At 43.1% G+C, this 18,887-nt stretch carries 17 protein-coding genes and 1 riboswitch; of the genes, 14 read left to right on the top strand and 3 right to left on the bottom strand.

The annotated features are described in order from the left end of the window. Positions 1-7 precede the first annotated feature (7 nt). The 10 genes from QM408_RS02990 to tig all read left to right on the top strand — a co-directional run bounded on the left by QM408_RS02990 (position 8) and on the right by tig (position 9,604). Positions 8-697 (top strand): response regulator transcription factor, encoded by a 690-nt coding sequence (locus QM408_RS02990; protein ID WP_060627580.1) that lies wholly within the window; start codon positions 8-10, stop codon positions 695-697. A gap of 98 nt (positions 698-795) precedes the next feature. Then, positions 796-1,713 (top strand): PspC-like choline-binding domain-containing protein, encoded by a 918-nt coding sequence (locus QM408_RS02985; RefSeq protein WP_084925914.1) that lies wholly within the window; start codon positions 796-798, stop codon positions 1,711-1,713. A 230-nt stretch (positions 1,714-1,943) separates the two neighbouring features. Beyond that, a complete protein-coding gene (mvk, locus tag QM408_RS02980; protein WP_084925916.1) occupies positions 1,944-2,822 on the top strand; it encodes a mevalonate kinase in 879 nt (292 codons plus the stop codon). Beyond that, positions 2,804-3,757 carry a diphosphomevalonate decarboxylase gene (gene mvaD, locus QM408_RS02975; protein WP_414373555.1) on the top strand — a complete coding sequence of 318 codons (954 nt, stop codon included), beginning with the start codon at positions 2,804-2,806 and terminating at the stop codon, positions 3,755-3,757. The genes mvk and mvaD overlap by 19 nt, the downstream gene beginning before the upstream one ends. Next, entirely contained in the window at positions 3,744-4,751 is a 1,008-nt protein-coding gene (locus QM408_RS02970; protein WP_414373552.1) for a phosphomevalonate kinase, read from the top strand. The genes mvaD and QM408_RS02970 overlap by 14 nt, the downstream gene beginning before the upstream one ends. Beyond that, a complete protein-coding gene (fni, locus tag QM408_RS02965) occupies positions 4,735-5,745 on the top strand; it encodes a type 2 isopentenyl-diphosphate Delta-isomerase (protein WP_414373549.1) in 1,011 nt (336 codons plus the stop codon). The genes QM408_RS02970 and fni overlap by 17 nt, the downstream gene beginning before the upstream one ends. A 77-nt stretch (positions 5,746-5,822) precedes the next feature. Beyond that, a complete protein-coding gene (liaF, locus tag QM408_RS02960) occupies positions 5,823-6,521 on the top strand; it encodes a cell wall-active antibiotics response protein LiaF (RefSeq protein WP_261020312.1) in 699 nt (232 codons plus the stop codon). After that, positions 6,518-7,513 (top strand): envelope stress sensor histidine kinase LiaS, encoded by a 996-nt coding sequence (locus QM408_RS02955; protein ID WP_414373545.1) that lies wholly within the window; start codon positions 6,518-6,520, stop codon positions 7,511-7,513. The genes liaF and QM408_RS02955 overlap by 4 nt, the downstream gene beginning before the upstream one ends. Positions 7,514-7,526: 13 nt before the next feature. Next, positions 7,527-8,159, top strand: a complete 633-nt coding sequence (locus QM408_RS02950) for a response regulator transcription factor (RefSeq protein WP_261150140.1) — start codon at positions 7,527-7,529, stop codon at positions 8,157-8,159. Between the two features lie 161 nt (positions 8,160-8,320). Beyond that, complete coding sequence (tig, locus tag QM408_RS02945; RefSeq protein WP_261150137.1) at positions 8,321-9,604, top strand: trigger factor; 1,284 nt, start codon at positions 8,321-8,323, stop codon at positions 9,602-9,604. Positions 9,605-9,756: 152 nt separating this feature from the next. On the opposite strand, the gene recD2 is transcribed toward tig, so the two are convergent. The 3 genes from recD2 to rnhC form a co-directional block, all read right to left on the bottom strand. After that, positions 9,757-12,123, bottom strand: coding sequence for an SF1B family DNA helicase RecD2 (gene recD2 / locus QM408_RS02940; protein WP_261150136.1), 2,367 nt, complete (start codon positions 12,121-12,123; stop codon positions 9,757-9,759). 234 nt (positions 12,124-12,357) lie between these two features. Further along, a complete protein-coding gene (gene lepB / locus QM408_RS02935) occupies positions 12,358-12,972 on the bottom strand; it encodes a signal peptidase I (RefSeq protein WP_004245100.1) in 615 nt (204 codons plus the stop codon). A gap of 3 nt (positions 12,973-12,975) precedes the next feature. After that, the gene (gene rnhC, locus QM408_RS02930; protein WP_261105032.1) at positions 12,976-13,857 is read right to left on the bottom strand and encodes a ribonuclease HIII; all 882 of its coding nucleotides are present in this window, start codon (positions 13,855-13,857) and stop codon (positions 12,976-12,978) included. A gap of 86 nt (positions 13,858-13,943) precedes the next feature. Here rnhC and zapA point away from each other — a divergent pair, with 86 nt between their 5' ends. The 4 genes from zapA to QM408_RS02910 all read left to right on the top strand — a co-directional run bounded on the left by zapA (position 13,944) and on the right by QM408_RS02910 (position 18,885). Continuing rightward, positions 13,944-14,246: a cell division protein ZapA gene (gene zapA, locus QM408_RS02925; RefSeq protein WP_000002019.1), complete on the top strand. Its 303-nt coding sequence runs from the start codon at positions 13,944-13,946 to the stop codon at positions 14,244-14,246. Then, positions 14,243-14,791 carry a CvpA family protein gene (locus tag QM408_RS02920; RefSeq protein ID WP_000624511.1) on the top strand — a complete coding sequence of 183 codons (549 nt, stop codon included), beginning with the start codon at positions 14,243-14,245 and terminating at the stop codon, positions 14,789-14,791. The genes zapA and QM408_RS02920 overlap by 4 nt, the downstream gene beginning before the upstream one ends. 92 nt (positions 14,792-14,883) lie before the next feature. Then, entirely contained in the window at positions 14,884-17,220 is a 2,337-nt protein-coding gene (locus QM408_RS02915; RefSeq protein ID WP_261150135.1) for an endonuclease MutS2, read from the top strand. A 163-nt stretch (positions 17,221-17,383) separates the two neighbouring features. Then, positions 17,384-17,472, top strand: a riboswitch (glycine riboswitch). Between the two features lie 90 nt (positions 17,473-17,562). Beyond that, on the top strand, positions 17,563-18,885 hold the full coding sequence (locus tag QM408_RS02910; RefSeq protein ID WP_000891462.1) for an alanine/glycine:cation symporter family protein: 1,323 nt from the start codon (positions 17,563-17,565) through the stop codon (positions 18,883-18,885). Positions 18,886-18,887: the final 2 nt, after the last annotated feature.

The raw sequence follows: 18,887 nt of genomic DNA, 5'->3' as shown, positions 1-18,887 counted from the left end.
GTCTGCCATGGGGAAACGGATTTTATTACTTGAGAAAGAACGAAATCTAGCTCATTTTTTAAGTTTGGAACTCCAAAAAGAGCAATACCGAGTTGATCAGGTTGAGGAGGGGCAAAAAGCCCTCTCCATGGCTCTTCAGACAGACTATGACTTGATTTTATTGAATGCTCGTCTGGGGGATATGACAGCCCAGGATTTTGCAGATAGGCTGAGTCGGACTAAGCCAGCTTCAGTCATCATGGTCTTGGATCATCGTGAAGAATTGCAAGACCAGCTTGAGACAATCCAACGCTTTGCCGTTTCTTACATCTATAAGCCAGTAATTATTGATAATCTGGTAGCTCGTATTTCAGCGATTTTCCGAGGTCGGGACTTCATCGACCAACACTGTAGTCAGATGAAGGTTCCAACATCTTACCGCAATTTGCGTATGGATGTAGAACATCATACCGTTTATCGTGGCGAGGAGATGATTGCTCTGACTCGTCGTGAGTATGACCTTTTGGCTACTCTTATGGGAAGCAAGAAAGTTCTGACTCGTGAGCAGTTGTTGGAAAGTGTCTGGAAGTATGAAAGTGCGACCGAAACGAATATCGTGGATGTCTATATCCGTTATCTACGTAGCAAGCTGGATGTAAAAGGTCAGAAAAGCTACATTAAAACCGTGCGTGGTGTCGGTTACACCATGCAAGAATAGAAAAGCAGTTGCAGTTTTGTAACTGCTTTTTTGAGGAAATTCTATATATTGACATGTAATTGAATCTTTGCTACAATCAGTTATGGAGGATAGGTCTAATGAAAATCATAAAAAAATTGATGCAAATTGCATTATCAGTTTTTTTCTTTAGCTTACTGGCAACAAGTGCAGTATTGGCGGATACTATAGGTGGACAGTTTGTTGATAAAGATAATAGAAAATATTATATAAAAGATGACCATAAAGCAATCTATTGGCATAAAATAGACGGTAAAACCTACTATTTTGGTGATAGTGGAGAAATGGTAGTTGGTTGGCAATACTTAGAAATCCCTGGGACAGGTTATCGTGATGATTTATTTGATAATCGACCAGTTTTTGAAATTGCCCTTCAACCGAAGTGGTACTACTTTGGACAAGATGGTGTCCTACAAGAATTTGTTGGATGGAAACAATTAGAAGTTAAGGATTCGTTAAATGTTGGTAAAAAACATGGTGAGGGCTTTGAAGGCCCAGAAGTTCTTAAATTAGCAAATTATTACTTTGCTCAAGACCATTCTTTAAAAACAGGTTGGCTTTATGATCAATCCAACTGGTATTACCTAGTAAAAACAGCTTACTTAGGGAAAGACTACTTTGGTGGTGAAAGATGTACAGGCTGGATCAATGATAACTCAACTTGGTACTATCTAGATCCAACAAGTGCTGCAATGCAAACTGGTTGGGAACAACTTGGCAATAAGTGGTACTACCTCCGTTCATCAGGTGCCATGGCAACTGGTTGGTATCAGGAAGGCTCAACTTGGTATTATTTAGACCAGTCAAATGGTGATATGAAAACTGGATGGCAATACCTTGGTAACAAGTGGTACTATCTTCGTTCATCAGGAGCTATGGTCACTGGCTGGTTCCAGGTCGGCAGTAAATGGTACTACGCTTATAGCTCAGGTGCTTTAGCAGTGAATACGACTGTAGATGGCTATTCTGTCAATTATAATGGCGAATGGGTTCAATAATGAAAGAGGCGATTGTGAATGGAAACAATCGCTTTTTTTGTGAAAATATAATAAAATAGATAGGAGAAAATAAATACTTGTAGGAAAAAATAATACTCTTCGAAAATCAAATTCAAACCACGTCAGCGTCGCCTTACCGTACTCAAGTACAGCCTGCGGCTAGCTTCCTAGTTTGCCTTTTGATTTTCATTGAGTATGAGACGGTCTTTCCGTCTAGCTAAAAGGAAAACATGACAAAAAAAGTGGGTGTCGGTCAGGCACATAGTAAAATAATTTTAATAGGGGAGCATGCGGTCGTTTACGGTTATCCTGCCATTTCCCTGCCTCTTTTGGAGGTGGTGGTAACTTGTAAGGTAGTTCCTGCAGCGAGTCCTTGGCGTCTCTATGAGGAGGATACCTTGTCCATGGCAGTTTATGCTTCGCTGGAGTATTTGGATATCAAAGAAGCCTGCATTCGCTGTGAGATTGACTCGGCTATCCCTGAAAAACGGGGAATGGGTTCGTCAGCGGCTATCAGCATAGCGGCCATTCGTGCGGTTTTTGACTACTATCAGGCTGATCTGCCTCATGATGTACTAGAAATCTTGGTCAATCGGGCTGAGATGATTGCCCATATGAATCCGAGTGGTTTGGATGCTAAGACCTGTCTCAGTGACCAGCCTATTCGCTTTATTAAGAACGTAGGATTTACAGAGCTTGAGATGAATCTATCCGCATATTTGGTGATTGCAGATACGGGCGTTTATGGTCATACTCGTGAAGCCATCCAAGTGGTTCAAAACAAGGGCAAGGATGCCCTGCAGTTTTTGCATGCCCTGGGAGAATTGACCCAGCAAGCAGAAGAAGCGATTTCACAAAAAGATGCTGAAGGACTGGGACAAATCCTTAGTCAAGCGCATTTACATCTAAAAGAAATTGGTGTCAGTAGCCCTGAGGCAGATTCTTTAGTTGAAACGGCTCTTAGCCATGGTGCTCTGGGGTCCAAGATGAGCGGTGGTGGGCTAGGAGGCTGTATCATAGCCTTGGCAGCCGATTTGACACAAGCTCAAGAACTAGCTGAAAGATTAGAAGAGAAAGGAGCTGTTCAGACATGGATAGAGAACCTGTAACAGTACGTTCCTACGCAAATATTGCTATTATCAAATATTGGGGAAAGAAAAAAGAAAAAGAGATGGTGCCTGCTACAAGCAGTATTTCTTTGACTTTGGAGAATATGTACACAGAGACAACCTTGTCATCTCTTCCGACGGATGCAATAGCTGATGCCTTTTATATCAATGGTCAACTACAAAATGAGGCGGAGCATGCCAAGATGAGCAAGATTATCGACCGTTACCGTCCAGAAGGTGAGGGCTTTGTCCGTATTGATACTCAGAACAATATGCCTACCGCAGCAGGCTTGTCCTCAAGTTCTAGCGGTTTGTCCGCCTTGGTCAAAGCTTGCAATGCTTATTTCAAGCTTGGATTGGATAGAAGTCAGTTGGCACAGGAAGCCAAGTTTGCTTCAGGCTCTTCTTCTCGGAGTTTTTATGGACCACTCGGTGCCTGGGACAAGGATAGCGGAGAAATTTACCCGGTAGAGACAGACCTGAAACTAGCTATGATTATGTTGGTGCTAGAGGATAAGAAAAAACCAATCTCTAGCCGTGACGGGATGAAACTTTGTGTGGAAACCTCGACGACCTTTGATGACTGGGTGTGTCAGTCTGAGAAGGATTATCAGGATATGCTGCTTTATCTCAAAGAGAATGACTTTGCCAAGGTTGGGGAATTAACGGAGAAAAATGCCCTGGCTATGCACGCTACGACCAAAACAGCATCACCAGCCTTTTCTTATCTGACCGATGCAAGCTATGAAGCCATGGACTTTGTCCGTCAGCTTCGCGAGCAAGGAGAATCCTGCTACTTTACCATGGATGCAGGTCCCAATGTCAAGGTCCTATGTCAAGAGAAAGACTTGGAGCATTTATCAGAAATCTTCGGTCAGCGTTACCGCTTGATTGTGTCAAAAACAAAGGATTTGAGCCAAGATGATTGCTGTTAAAACTTGCGGAAAACTCTATTGGGCAGGTGAATATGCTATTCTAGAACCAGGGCAGTTGGCCTTGATAAAGGCCATTCCCATCTATATGAAGGGCGAGATTGCTTTTTCTGATAGTTACCGTATCTACTCAGATATGTTTGGTTTCGCAGTGGATTTGACGCCGAATCCTGACTACAGCTTGATTCAAGAAACGATTGCTTTAGTGGAAGATTTCCTGATTTATCGAGGTCAAACTTTAAAACCTTTTTCTCTAGAAATCCGAGGAAAAATGGAACGAGAAGGGAAAAAGTTTGGTTTAGGTTCTAGTGGCAGCGTCGTTGTCTTGGTTGTCAAAGCTCTGCTAGCTCTATATAATCTTTCTGTTAATCAGGGCCTCTTATTCAAGCTGGCTAGTGCTGTCTTGCTCAAGCGCGGAGACAATGGTTCTATGGGGGACCTTGCCTGTATTGTGGCAGAGGAATTGGTTCTTTACCAGTCATTTAATCGCCAGAAGGTGGCTACTTGGTTGGAAGAAGAAAACTTAGCGACTGTTTTAGAGCGTGATTGGGGCTTTTCAATCTCACACGTACAACCTGCCCTAGAATGTGATTTCCTAGTGGGATGGACCAAGGAAGTGGCTGTATCGAGTCACATGGTCCAGCAAATCAAGCAAAACATCAATCAGAATTTTTTAAGTTCCTCAAAAGCAATGGTAGCTACTTTGGTAGAATCCTTGGAGCAAGGAAAAGCCGAAAAAGTGATCGAGCAAGTAGAAGTAGCCAGCAAGCTCTTAGAAGGCTTGAGCGCAGATATTTACACGCCTTCGCTTAGACAGCTGAAAGAAGCCAGTCAAGATTTGCAGGCTGTTGCCAAGAGTAGTGGCGCTGGTGGTGGTGATTGTGGTATTGCCTTGAGTTTTGATGAGCAATCAACTGAAACCCTAAAAAACCGTTGGGCCGATCTGGGGATTGAGCTCTTATACCAAGAAAGGATAGGACATGACGACAAATCGTAAGGACGAGCATATCCGCTATGCCCTTGAGCAGAAAAGTTCCTATAATAGCTTTGATGAGGTGGAGTTGATTCATTCTTCCCTGCCTCTTTATGACCTGGGTGAGATTGATTTGTCTACAGAATTTGCGGGTCGAAAGTGGGATTTTCCTTTTTATATCAATGCCATGACAGGTGGAAGCGATAAGGGAAGAGAAATAAATCAAAAGCTGGCTCAGGTGGCGGAAGCCTGTGGGATTTTATTTGTAACGGGCTCTTATAGTGCGGCTCTCAAAGATCCATCAGATGCCTCTTTTTCTGTCAAGTCTAGTCATCCAAATCTCCTTCTTGGAACCAATATTGGATTGGACAAGCCTGTCGAGTTAGGACTTCAGACTGTAGAAGAGATGAATCCTCTTCTCTTGCAAGTCCATGTCAACGTCATGCAGGAATTGCTCATGCTTGAGGGAGAAAGGAAGTTCAGAAGCTGGCAATCGCATCTGGCAGACTATAGCAAGCAAATCCCTGTTCCTATTGTCCTAAAGGAAGTGGGCTTTGGAATGGATGTGAAGACCATCGAGAGAGCCTATGGATTGGGTGTTCGAACTGTTGACCTATCAGGTCGTGGCGGTACCAGCTTTGCCTATATCGAAAACCGTCGCAGTGGTCAACGTGACTACCTCAATCAATGGGGGCAATCTACTATGCAGGCCCTTATCAATGCCCAAGACTGGAAAGACAAGGTTGAACTCTTGGTCAGTGGTGGCGTTCGGAATCCGCTGGATATGATTAAGTGTTTGGTCTTTGGTGCCAAGGCTGTAGGACTGTCTCGAACAATTCTGGAATTGATTGAAACCTATTCAATTGAAGAAGTGATTGGCATTGTCCAAGGCTGGAAAGCAGATCTACGCTTGATCATGTGTGCCCTTAACTGTGCCACCATAGCAGATCTACAAAAAGTAGACTATCTTCTTTATGGAAAATTAAAAGAAGCAAAGGATCAGATGAAAAAGGCGTAACCACCGCCTTTTTTTCCATCCTCAGACTGAGGTGACTTTTTTGAATTGTGATAAAATAGAAGGGAGAGGATGAACCTATGAGAAAATTTAAAATCTTTTTATTTATCGAAGCCTGTCTTCTGACAGGAGCTCTGATTTTGATGGTATCAGAGCATTTTTCGCGTTTTCTGCTAATTTTATTCCTCTTTTTGCTTTTGATTCGCTATTACACTGGTAAAGAGGGCAATAATCTTCTTTTGGTGGTGGCAACCATTCTCTTCTTTTTCATCGTCATGCTCAATCCTTTTGTGATTCTAGCTATTTTTGTTGCGGTCATCTATAGCCTCTTTCTTATTTATCCGATGATGAACCAGGAAAAAGAACAGACCAATTTGGTGTTTGAAGAGGTGGTGACGGTTAAGAAGGAGAAAAATCGTTGGTTTGGGAATCTCCATCATTTTTCAAGTTATCAAACTTGCCAGTTTGATGATATCAATCTCTTTCGTCTCATGGGCAAGGACACCATTCATCTTGAGAGAGTTATCCTAACCAATCATGACAATGTCATTATCCTCAGAAAGATGGTAGGAACGACCAAAATCATTGTGCCTGTAGATGTAGAAGTCAGTCTCAGTGTTAATTGTCTATATGGGGATTTGAATTTTTTCAATCAGCCCAAGCGAGCCCTTCGCAATGAACACTATCATCAGGAAACGAAAGACTATCTCAAGAGTAACAAGAGTGTAAAGATTTTCTTGACTACTATGATTGGGGATGTGGAGGTGGTCAGAGGATGAAAAAACAAGCCTATGTAATCATTGTCATTACCTCCTTCCTGTTTGTCTTATTTTTCTCCCACAGCTTGATGGAAATCCTTGATTTTGACTGGTCTATTTTCTTGCACGATGTCGAAAAAACAGAAAAATTTGTCTTTTTGTTGTTGGTATTCAGCATGTCCCTGACCTTTCTCTTAGCCCTGTTTTGGAGAGGTATCGAAGAGCTTTCTCTAAGAAAAATGCAGACTAATCTCAAGCGTTTGTTGGCAGGGCAAGAAGTGGTTCAAGTTGCAGATCCAGATTTGGATGCCAGTTTCAAGTCTTTGTCAGGTAAACTTAATCTTTTGACAGAAGCTCTTCAAAAGGCTGAAAATAACAGCCTTTCTAGGGAAGAGGAAATCATAGAGAAGGAACGGAAGCGGATTGCTCGGGATTTGCACGATACAGTCAGTCAGGAGTTGTTTGCGGCCCACATGATTTTATCGGGTATCAGTCAGCAGGCTTTGAAATTGGATAGAGAAAAGATGCAGACCCAGTTGCAAAGTGTTGCGGCCATCCTAGAGACTGCTCAGAAAGATCTACGTGTCTTGCTCTTGCATTTGCGACCAGTTGAGTTGGAAGAGAAGAGTTTGGTTGAGGGGATTCAAATCCTCTTAAAAGAGCTTGAGGACAAGAGTGAGCTCAAGGTTAGTTTCAAGCAAAATGTAACGAAATTGCCTAAGAAAATCGAGGAGCATATCTTCCGTATCCTGCAAGAGTTGATCAGCAATACCCTTCGCCATGCCCAGGCCTCTTGTTTGGATGTCTATCTCTATCAGACAGATTTTGAATTGCAACTGAAGGTGGTGGACAATGGGATTGGTTTCCAGTTGGGAAGTTTAGATGACCTGAGTTATGGACTCCGCAATATCAAGGAGCGGGTTGAAGATATGGCAGGGACGGTTCAGTTATTAACAGCTCCCAAGCAAGGACTGGCAGTTGATATCCGTATTCCCCTGTTAGATGAGGAATGATGAAGGAGTAAAGATGAAAATTTTACTAGTAGATGACCATGAAATGGTTCGATTGGGCTTGAAAAGCTACTTTGACCTCCAAGACGATGTAGAAGTTGTGGGCGAGGCGTCCAACGGGTCTCAAGGCATTGATTTAGCCTTGGAATTACGTCCAGATGTCATTGTCATGGATATTGTCATGCCTGAGATGAATGGGATTGATGCGACCTTGGCTATCCTCAAAGAATGGCCTGAAGCCAAGATTTTGATTGTGACTTCGTACTTGGACAATGAAAAAATCATGCCGGTCTTAAATGCCGGTGCTCGGGGCTATATGCTCAAGACTTCTAGTGCAGATGAATTGCTACACGCTGTTCGTAAGGTGTCTGCTGGTGAGTTGGCTATTGAACAAGAGGTCAGCAAGAAGGTCGAATACCACCGCAATCACATAGAACTACATGAGGACTTGACTGCGCGTGAGCGAGATGTTCTCCAACTCATCGCTAAAGGATATGAAAATCAGCGTATCGCTGATGAACTTTTTATCTCTCTCAAGACGGTCAAGACTCATGTGTCCAATATCCTTGCCAAACTTGAAGTCAGCGATCGTACCCAGGCTGCAGTCTATGCCTTTCAGCACCACTTAGTGGGGCATGAGGAGTTCTAATAGTTATGTAAAAATAATGTTGGAGAAATGGCTGAGTTGAGTACCAAAGAAGCAAGCAAGTACCTCTCCTATAGTTGAAAAGCGCATTCATTACTTGAAAAAAGTCGTCCATTTATGTTATAATAGACTGTATTTAAAAAATTTTAAGGAGAAATGACAGAATGTCTGTATCATTTGAAAACAAAGAAACAAACCGTGGTGTCTTGACTTTCACTATCTCTCAAGACCAAATCAAACCAGAATTGGACCGTGTCTTCAACTCAGTGAAGAAATCTCTTAATGTTCCAGGTTTCCGTAAAGGTCATCTTCCACGTCCTATCTTTGACAAAAAATTTGGTGAAGAGTCACTTTACCAAGACGTTATGAACGCTCTTTTGCCAAACGCTTATGAAGTAGCTGTAAAAGAAGCTGGTCTTGAAGTTGTTGCTCAACCAAAAATTGATGTAACTTCAATGGAAAAAGGTCAAGATTGGGTTATCACTGCTGAAGTTGTTACAAAACCTGAAGTAAAATTGGGTGACTACAAAAACCTTGAAGTATCAGTAGATGTAGAAAAAGAAGTAACTGATGCTGATGTTGAAGAGCGTATTGAACGCGAACGCAACAACTTGGCTGAATTGGTTATCAAAGAAGCTGCTGCTGAAAACGGTGACACTGTTGTCATCGACTTTGTTGGTTCTATCGATGGTGTTGAATTTGACGGCGGAAAAGGTGAAAACTTCTCACTTGGACTTGGTTCAGGTCAATTCATCCCAGGTTTCGAAGACCAATTGGTAGGTCACTCAGCTGGTGAAACTGTTGATGTTATCGTAACATTCCCAGAAGACTACCAAGCAGAAGACCTTGCAGGTAAAGAAGCTAAATTCGTAACAACTATCCACGAAGTAAAAGCTAAAGAAGTTCCAGCTCTTGACGATGAGCTTGCAAAAGACATCGACGAAGAAGTTGAAACACTTGCTGAATTGAAAGAAAAATACCGCAAAGAATTGGCTGCTGCTAAAGAAGAAGCTTACAAAGATGCAGTTGAAGGTGCAGCAATTGATAAAGCTGTAGAAAACGCTGAAATCGTAGAACTTCCAGAAGAAATGATCCACGAAGAAGTTCACCGTTCAGTAAATGAATTCCTTGGAAACTTGCAACGTCAAGGTATCAACCCTGACATGTACTTCCAAATCACTGGAACTACTCAAGAAGACCTTCACAAACAATACGAAGCAGAAGCTGAGTCACGTACTAAGACTAACCTTGTTATTGAAGCAGTTGCGAAAGCTGAAGGATTTGACGCTTCAGAAGAAGAAATCCAAAAAGAAATCGAGCAATTGGCAGCAGATTACAACATGGAAGTTGCACAAGTACAAAGCTTGCTTTCAGCTGATATGTTGAAACACGATATCACAATCAAAAAAGCTGTTGAATTGATTACAAGCACAGCAACAGTTAAATAATCTTATACTCTTCGAAAATCTCTTCAAACCACGTCAGCGTCGCCTTACCGTACTCAAGTACAGCTTGCGGCTAGCTTCCTAGTTTGCTCTTTGATTTTCATTGAGTATTAATAAACAAAAATCCCACCTGAATTGGTGGGTTTTCTTATGCACTATTTTCCAAAAATCTCTTTGAGGTTTGCGTCTGTAATTCCAATCATGACTGGGATGCTGTCCCAGTTTTCTTCGGTTAGGATGTAGGATTGTTCAGAGATACTTGATGTGGCAGTTTCAGAGACAGCTGGTTGCTTTTCTTCAACATTCTCCAATAAATCACTGAAGCGTTTAATCAGATAGGTTTTTCGGGCAGTTCCGATATGTTGGGTAGCATAATCAAAGGCCTGTAATTCGCCTAATAAGATAATCTTGCTTTTGGCGCGTGTAATGGCTGTATAGATGAGATTGCGCTCCAGCATACGCTTGCTAGCACTGGTGATAGGCAGGATAACAACAGGAAACTCACTTCCCTGGGACTTATGGATGCTCATGGCATAGGCCAAGCGGATCTTGTACCATTCGTTACGCGGGTAAGAGACTTCATTGCCATCAAAATCAATGACAATCTCGTCTTGTTTAGACTCGGTATATTTACCAGGAATCAGGTCTGTGATAGCTCCCAAATCTCCATTAAAGACATTAATTTCAGCATCGTTGACTAAATGAATGACCTTGTCGCCCTTACGATAATGGCACTGGGGAGCTTCAAAACTAAGTTGGTCTTTTTGTGGTGGGTTAAGGAGGTCTTGCATGAGCTGATTGATGGCATCAATCCCTGCCGTCCCTCTGTACATGGGAGCCAGAACTTGGATATCACGGGCAGGAATACCACTTCTGAGGGCAGCGCCTAAGATTTTTTCAATCGTAGCTGGAATATGGCCACTAGCAATTTCAAAGTAGGAACGGTCTGCTTTTTTCTGGGTGAAATCAGCTGGCAAGATTCCCTGTCGAATTTGACTAGCTAGGGTGACGATGGTTGATTCTTCGCTTTGTCGGTAAATTTTTTCCAAGCGAGTCTGAGGAATCAAGGAAATATGAAGCAGATCAGCTAGAACTTGACCGGGACTGACAGACGGTAGCTGATCGCTGTCGCCCACGATGAGGATTTTACTGTTAGAAGAGATGTTGGAGAAGAGTTGGTTGGCCAGCCAAGTGTCCACCATGGAGAATTCATCCACGATAATAAAGTCAGCATCTAGATAATCTTCCAGATGACTGGTATCATCGTCGCCTGTCATTCCTAAGTGGCGGTGTATGGTCGCGCTAGGCAAGCCTGTTAATTCGTTCATGCGTCGAGCTGCTCGTCCAGTTGGAGCGGCAAGAAGAATGGGCAGGTTGCTTTTTTTCCTGAGGTCAAGTCCTTCTAAAAGGGCGTAAACAGCGATGATCCCATTGATAACAGTTGTCTTACCAGTACCGGGCCCACCTGTCAGGATAAAGACCTTGTTCTGGATAGCGTCGCAGATAGCTTGTTTTTGAATTCTATCATAGTGGATTCCCAGATCTTCCTCTACAGTAGTGATATGTTTTTGAATGGTTTCTAAATCATGACTCTTCTGTTTTCCTTTTTCAAGGATACGAACCAAGTGACTGCGGATGCCTTCCTCAGCGAAAAAGAGGCTGTTGTCAAAAATTTTGGTATCAACCTGCTGAACCTTGTCTTCTTCAATCAGGTAGGAGAGCTCTTGGGCCACTTGGCTGGGGTCCAGTTCCACGGGGCGGGAAGATTCAAGGAGAGTAAGGGTTTGTTCTAGCAAATCCCGTGCTTCAACATAGGTGTCCCCTGTTTCCATACAGGCCTGAAAAAGACTATGTACTAGACCGGCACGAAAGCGTTCAGGAGCCTGACTTTCGATACCTAGTTCTTCCGCTAATTGGTCAGCAATGGTAAAGCCCAAGCCCTTGATATCCTCAACCAATTGGTAGGGATAATTTTCAACCACATTAAGGGTTTCTTCCTTGTAAAAGTCTTGAATTTGAAAGGCTAGTTTATTGGGAATACCGTAGTTGGCTAGTTTGGCCAAAACCATCTCCGTTCCGTAGTTGAGACGGAGAGTGGAGACGAAAGCCTCGCGATTTTTGGCAGATAGTCCTGCAATGCCTTCTAGCTTTTCTGGGTGTTGCAGAATTTCGTCAATGGTATTGTCGCCATAGGTATCCACGATTTTCTGAGCAGTCTTGAGACCAATCCCCTTGAAATGGCTACTTGAAAAGTACTTGACCAAGCCCTTGCTAGTTGGTTTTGCGCGTTCATATCGGCTGATTTGCAGTTGTTCCCCATACTTGGAGTGCTGGACAATTTGTCCCCAAAAAGTATAGTCTTCTCCCTCAATCACATCAGCTATAGTGCCCGTGACAATGATTTCAAAATCATCAAAATTCTCTGCGTCTGTATCGTCGATTTCTAGGAGGAGGATACGATAAAAATTGCTGGGATTTTCAAAAATAATCCGTTCAATGGTTCCTGAAAAATAAACTTCCATAAGATTCCTTTGCATAAATAGGTGAGAGTTAATACTCTTCGAAAATCAAATTCAAACCACGTCAGCTTCGCCTTGCCGTACTCAAGTACAGCCTGCGGCTAGCTTCCTAGTTTGCTCTTTGATTTTCATTGAGTATAACTTTGTTTCTATCTTAATCAAACTGGATAGTGAATAATCATATTCTCACGATAGAAGAAGAGGCTGAGATTGGTGATTCTCGGCCTCTTCGATTTCTTAAAATGTTCCGATACGGGTGATTGGCCAGAAGCGGAATTTAGCTTCCCCTGTGATATCTTTTGCTTTGAAGGTACCTACGTGGCGGCTGTCGCTTGAAACCAAGCGGTCATCTCCGAGGAGAAGGTATTCTCCTTCTGGGACAGTAAAGCTAAAGTTGGTGTTGTAATTGACATCAACTGTGAAGGCTTGGGCTTTTTCAGCAATACTTCTAAAGAAAGTTCCTTTATTTCCTTCAAAACCCTTGCCTGAGTAAGTGCTTTGGAGTTTGTCATCCTTGAAACGTTTGATGTAGTCAGCTAGGTAAGGTTCGTCCGTCTCTTTGTCATTGATGTAAAGTTTATCGTTTTCGTAACGGATGGTGTCGCCAGGCATTCCGATGACACGCTTGACGATGTCCTTATTACCATCTTCCTCATGGGCAACCACGATATCAAAACGGTCAATAGGGAGGTGTTTGACAACAAAGAGGATTTCGCCATCCGCTAGGGTAGGATCCATGGAATGCCCTTCTACGCGAACATTGCTCCAAAAAAAGATACGACTTAAAGCTAGTAATGACAGAATTAGGAGGAACAATCCCCACTCTTTTAAGAAATTTTTAAATGAATTCATAACTTACCTTTCTAAGCGTTTTTTCGCTTTTTCAGTATTTTTAAAGTGCAGTTTGGCGCAGAAGTTGAGTCCCTGCATACCATAGGCTTGCAAAATCTGGCTAGCTACCTTGTCAGAAGCCGTTCCAGCTCCACTTGGAAGTTGATAGCCCAGTTCTCGTCCCAGATTTTCAAGATTTTCCAGAAAGAGATCACGCGCAATGACAGAAGAAACTGCGACAGCCAAGTATTTGCCCTCAGCCTTTTCTTCTAAGCTGATAGGATTGCTGAAACGATTGGCCTCTTGTGCCAAGTACTTGTCATAATTTTTAGCACTGGTAAAGGCATCAATCACAATTTTCTCAGGCTGAATGCCTTTTTGAAGAAGGAGATAGATAGCCTGGTTATGGAGGGCTACCTTAACAGAAACAGCGTTGTAGCGGTCTCCGATGACCTCGTTGTACTTGCTTGGTGAGAGAAGTAGTGCCTGGTGCTGGATTTTTTCTTTGAGGATAGGGGCAATCTGACGGATCTTTTGGTCTGTCAGAGTCTTAGAATCCCCCACACCTAGTTTTCGCAAGAAGGCATGCTGGTCAGGTGTGACAAAGGAAGCCACAACTGCAAGCCCACCAAAGTAGGAACCATTCCCTACCTCATCTGTCCCAATCAAAGGGAAATTTTGACCCCTGTTTTCCTCTAAAACCTGATAGCCAAAGAAACTAGCATATTTCTCGGCTCCTTCCCCCTGAAGCAAGACCTTTCCAGAAGTATAGATAGAAACGGTAGCTTGAGGTAGTCGTAAAAAGTAGCGAATATAGGGATTCTTGCTGGGAGCCAGACTAGTTTGATAGTGTTCAAGAAAAGCCTGAATCTCCTTTTCGCTTGGTGTGAGTGTTATACTTGCCATAGTTTCTATTGTACCATAAAAGCCGGCAAATTTGTAAAAACTGACAAAGTTAGCGAATTTTGGTATAATATCGTGAGGTGAATTTTATGGCTAATCTAAATCGATTCAAATTTACATTCGGGAAAAAATCATTAACCTTGACAAGCGAACATGATAATCTCTTTATGGAGGAAATCGCTAAGGTTGCGACAGAAAAATACCAAGCAATTAAAGAACAAATGCCTAGCGCAGATGATGAAACAATCGCTCTTTTGTTGGCAGTCAACTGTTTATCAACTCAGCTCAGCCGTGAGATTGAATTTGACGATAAGGAGCAAGAGTTAGAAGAACTCCGTCACAAGCTCGTGACCTGCAAGCAAGAACAGAGCAAGATTGAGGATTCCTTATGATTTCACTCCTTCTTCTATTGGTCTTGGCTTGGGGATTTTATATTGGCTATCGGAGAGGCCTGCTCTTGCAGGTGTATTACCTGATTTCAGCCATGGCATCGGCTTTTATGGCTGGCCAGTTTTACAAGGGGCTTGGAGAACAATTCCATTTACTGCTCCCTTATGCAAATCCGCAGGAAGGTCAGGGAACTTTCTTCTTCCCATCGGATCAACTCTTTCAGTTGGATAAGGTCTTTTACGCAGGTATTGGCTACTTGCTTGTATTTGGGATTGTCTATAGCATCGGTCGTTTGCTTGGTCTCCTGTTACACTTACTTCCTAGTAAAAAACTGGGTGGCAAGTTGTTCCAAGTTTCAGCAGGTATCTTGTCTATGTTGGTGACCTTATTTGTCTTGCAAATGGCCTTGACCATCTTGGCGACCATTCCCATGGCAGCTATACAAAATCCTCTTGAAAAGAGTATCGTCGCAAAACACATCATCCAGAGCATACCAGTAACAACCAGTTGGCTCAAACAAATCTGGGTGACAAATTTAATCGGATAAAAAGGGCAGGAGTTTTCCTAGCCCTTTGTTTACAGATTTGACTGAATGTAAAAAGCTGCCACACCTAGACATTCAAAGATAAGGAAATAAAGATGAACAAGAAAATATTAGAAACATTAGAGTTCAATAAGGTTAAGGCCTTGTTTGAGCCTCATTTGTTGACCGAGCAGGGCTTGGAGCAATTGAGACAGCTAGCTCCGACTGCCAAAGCGGATAAAATCAAACAGGCTTTTGCTGAGATGAAGGAAATGCAGGCTCTCTTTGTCGAGCAACCGCATTTTACCATTCTTGCAACCAAGGAAATCGCAGGAGTCTGCAAGCGGTTGGAGATGGGGGCAGACCTCAATATCGAGGAGTTCCTACTCTTGAAGCGCGTGCTTCTTTCTAGCAGAGAACTGCAAAGTTTTTATGCCAATCTGGAAAATGTCAGCTTGGAAGAATTAGCCCTTTGGTTTGAGAAATTACATGATTTTCCACAATTACAAGGAAATCTCCAAGCCTTTAATGATGCAGGTTTCATTGAAAATTTTGCCAGTGAAGAATTGGCGCGCATCCGTCGAAAAATCCATGATAGCGAGAGTCAGGTACGCGATGTTTTACAAGACCTGCTCAAGCAGAAAGCGCAGATGTTGACGGAAGCGATTGTTGCCAGTAGAAATGGTCGTCAGGTTTTACCAGTCAAAAACACCTACCGTAATAAGATTGCAGGTGTTGTTCATGATATTTCTGCCAGCGGAAACACCGTCTATATCGAACCCCGTGAGGTGGTCAAACTGAGCGAAGAAATTGCCAGTTTACGAGCAGATGAGCGCTATGAAATGCTTCGCATTCTCCAAGAAATTTCTGAACGTGTCCGCCCTCATGCGGCTGAAATCGCCAACGATGCTTGGATTATCGGCCACATAGACTTGATTCGTGCCAAGGTCCGCTTTATCCAAGAAAGACAAGCAGTCGTTCCCCAACTGTCAGAAGGTCAAGAGATCCAACTGCTTCATGTCTGCCATCCATTGGTCAAAAATGCCGTTGCAAATGATGTCCATTTTGGTCAAGATTTAACAGCCATTGTTATTACAGGTCCCAATACAGGTGGGAAGACCATCATGCTTAAAACTCTGGGCTTGACGCAGGTTATGGCCCAGTCTGGTTTGCCGATTTTAGCAGATAAGGGAAGTCGTGTTGGTATTTTTGAAGAAATTTTTGCTGATATTGGAGATGAGCAGTCTATTGAGCAGAGCTTGTCTACCTTCTCTAGCCATATGACCAATATCGTGGATATTCTTGGCAAGGTTAATCAGCATTCGCTCTTGCTCTTGGATGAGTTGGGGGCTGGTACAGATCCCCAAGAGGGAGCCGCCCTTGCCATGGCCATTCTGGAGGACCTTCGCCTGCGTCAAGTCAAGACCATGGCTACGACCCACTATCCAGAACTCAAGGCCTACGGTATTGAGACAGCCTTTGTGCAAAATGCCAGCATGGAGTTTGATACTGCAACTCTACGCCCGACCTATCGCTTTATGCAGGGCGTTCCTGGTCGAAGCAATGCCTTCGAAATCGCTAAACGTTTAGGCCTATCTGAAGTTATCGTAGGGGATGCCAGTCAGCAGGTCGATCAGGACAATGATGTCAACCGGATTATTGAGCAACTGGAAGAGCAGACACTGGAAAGTCGTAAACGCTTGGACAATATCCGCGAGGTGGAGCAAGAAAATCTCAAGATGAACCGTGCTCTCAAAAAACTATACAACGAGCTCAATCGTGAAAAGGAAACTGAGCTTAACAAAGCGCGTGAACAAGCTGCTGAGATTGTGGACATGGCTCTAAGTGAAAGTGACCAGATTCTTAAGAATCTCCATAGTAAATCTCAACTTAAACCCCACGAAATCATTGAAGCCAAGGCCAAATTGAAAAAATTGGCCCCTGAAAAAGTAGATTTGTCTAAAAACAAGGTCCTTCAAAAAGTCAAGAAAAAACGAGCTCCAAAGGTGGGAGATGATATCGTGGTGCTCAGCTATGGTCAGCGTGGTACCTTGACCAGTCAACTCAAGGACGGCCGCTGGGAAGCCCAAGTTGGCTTGATTAAGATGACTTTAGAAGAGAAAGAATTTGACCTCGTTCAAGCCCAGCAAGAAAAGCAAGTCAAGAAGAAACAGGTCAATGTTGTGAAACGAACTTCTGGTCGAGGACCTCAAGCCAGACTGGATCTTCGAGGCAAGCGCTATGAAGAAGCCATGAATGAGCTAGATGCCTTTATAGACCAAGCTTTGCTTAACAATATGGCTCAAGTTGATATCATCCATGGTATAGGAACAGGTGTCATCCGTGAAGGAGTTACCAAATACTTGCAAAGAAACAAACATGTCAAGAGTTTTGGCTATGCCCCACAAAATGCTGGGGGCAGTGGTGCGACTATTGTCACTTTTAAAGGATAGCAGTATTCTAGATTTTATAAAGTAAAAACTGTTGAACTCATTTTTACTAATAAACACATTGACAAAAGCCAACATTTTTTGTAAAATAAGAATCAATTAAATACCAACACCGAATGAAGTTTAATAGAAGTGGGGAATCGTTTGATTTTCCATGACTGTAAATGGACGGAACTCTGGAGAGACCGTAAAGGCACCGAAGGGGCAAGGCAGGCAACTGCTCAAACTCTCAGGTAAAAGGACAGAGCTAGGATAGACCGCTTTTTAGCATTTATCTAAGCATTCCAGAGTACATGTATCTTGCATGTGCTCTTTCTTTTGGGGTTGAAAAGATAGGAGAAGGAAATGTTAGAATTGCTTAAATCAATTGATGCTTTTGCTTGGGGTCCACCCCTCTTGATTCTATTGGTCGGGACAGGGATTTACCTAACTGCTCGTCTAGGCCTCTTGCAGGTTTTGCGTTTGCCTAAGGCCTTTCAGCTTATTTTTACTAAGGACAAGGGGCATGGCGATGTATCCAGCTTTGCGGCCTTGTGTACAGCCCTAGCAGCGACAGTTGGTACGGGAAATATTATCGGGGTGGCGACGGCTATCAAGGTCGGTGGCCCAGGAGCCCTCTTTTGGATGTGGATGGCCGCTTTCTTTGGAATGGCTACCAAGTATGCTGAAGGGCTCTTGGCTATCAAATACCGCACCAAGGACGACCATGGTGCAGTAGCGGGAGGTCCCATGCACTATATCCTTCTAGGGATGGGAGAAAAGTGGCGACCACTTGCCATCTTCTTTGCCCTGGCAGGTGTGCTAGTAGCTTTATTAGGAATCGGAACCTTCACCCAAGTAAACTCGATTACAGAATCTATCCAAAATACAACAACAATTTCGCCAGCCATCACGGCTCTTGTATTGTCGGTATTTGTAGCGATTGCCGTCTTTGGTGGCCTCAAGTCCATTTCTAAGGTTTCAACTACAGTTGTTCCTTTTATGGCCATCATCTATATTTTGGGAACTCTTACAGTTATTTTCTTTAATATTGGGAAAATCCCTGCCACAATCGCTTTAATCTTGACATCAGCATTTAGTCCTGTTGCTGCGGTAGGTGGATTTGCCGGTGCTAGCATTCGGATGGCTATTCAAAATGGTGTGGCGCGAGGTGTTTTCTCGAACGAATCTGGTCTGGGTTCGGCTCCCATTGCAGCTGCTGCCGCTAAGACAAATGAACCGGTAGAGCAGGGCTTGATTTCCATGACAGGAACCTTTATTGATACCCTCATTATCTGTACCTTGACTGGTTTAACCATCTTGGTAACTGGTGTTTGGAGTGGTGACTTGAATGGAGTGGCTTTGACTCAGTCGGCTTTCTCAACAGTCTTTTCACATTTTGGACCTGCCCTCTTGACCATCTTCCTTGTACTCTTTGCCTTTACAACGATTCTAGGTTGGAACTACTATGGAGAACGCTGTTTCGAGTTCCTCTTTGGGGTTCGCTTTATCTGGCTCTACCGTGTGGTCTTTGTACTCATGGTCTTGTTGGGAGGATTTATCGAGTTGGATATGGTTTGGATTATCGCAGATATTGTCAATGCCTTGATGGCTCTGCCAAACTTGATTGCCCTCTTAGTTTTATCGCCAGTCGTTATTGCTGAGACTAAAAAGTATTTTAATAAATAATG

The sequence above is a fragment of the Streptococcus mitis genome (genome assembly GCF_047464965.1).
GTDB classification, from domain to species: domain Bacteria; phylum Bacillota; class Bacilli; order Lactobacillales; family Streptococcaceae; genus Streptococcus; species Streptococcus mitis_DU.
The sequence above is the reverse complement of the archived record's forward strand: the minus strand, read 5'-3'. Positions and strand labels throughout refer to the sequence as shown.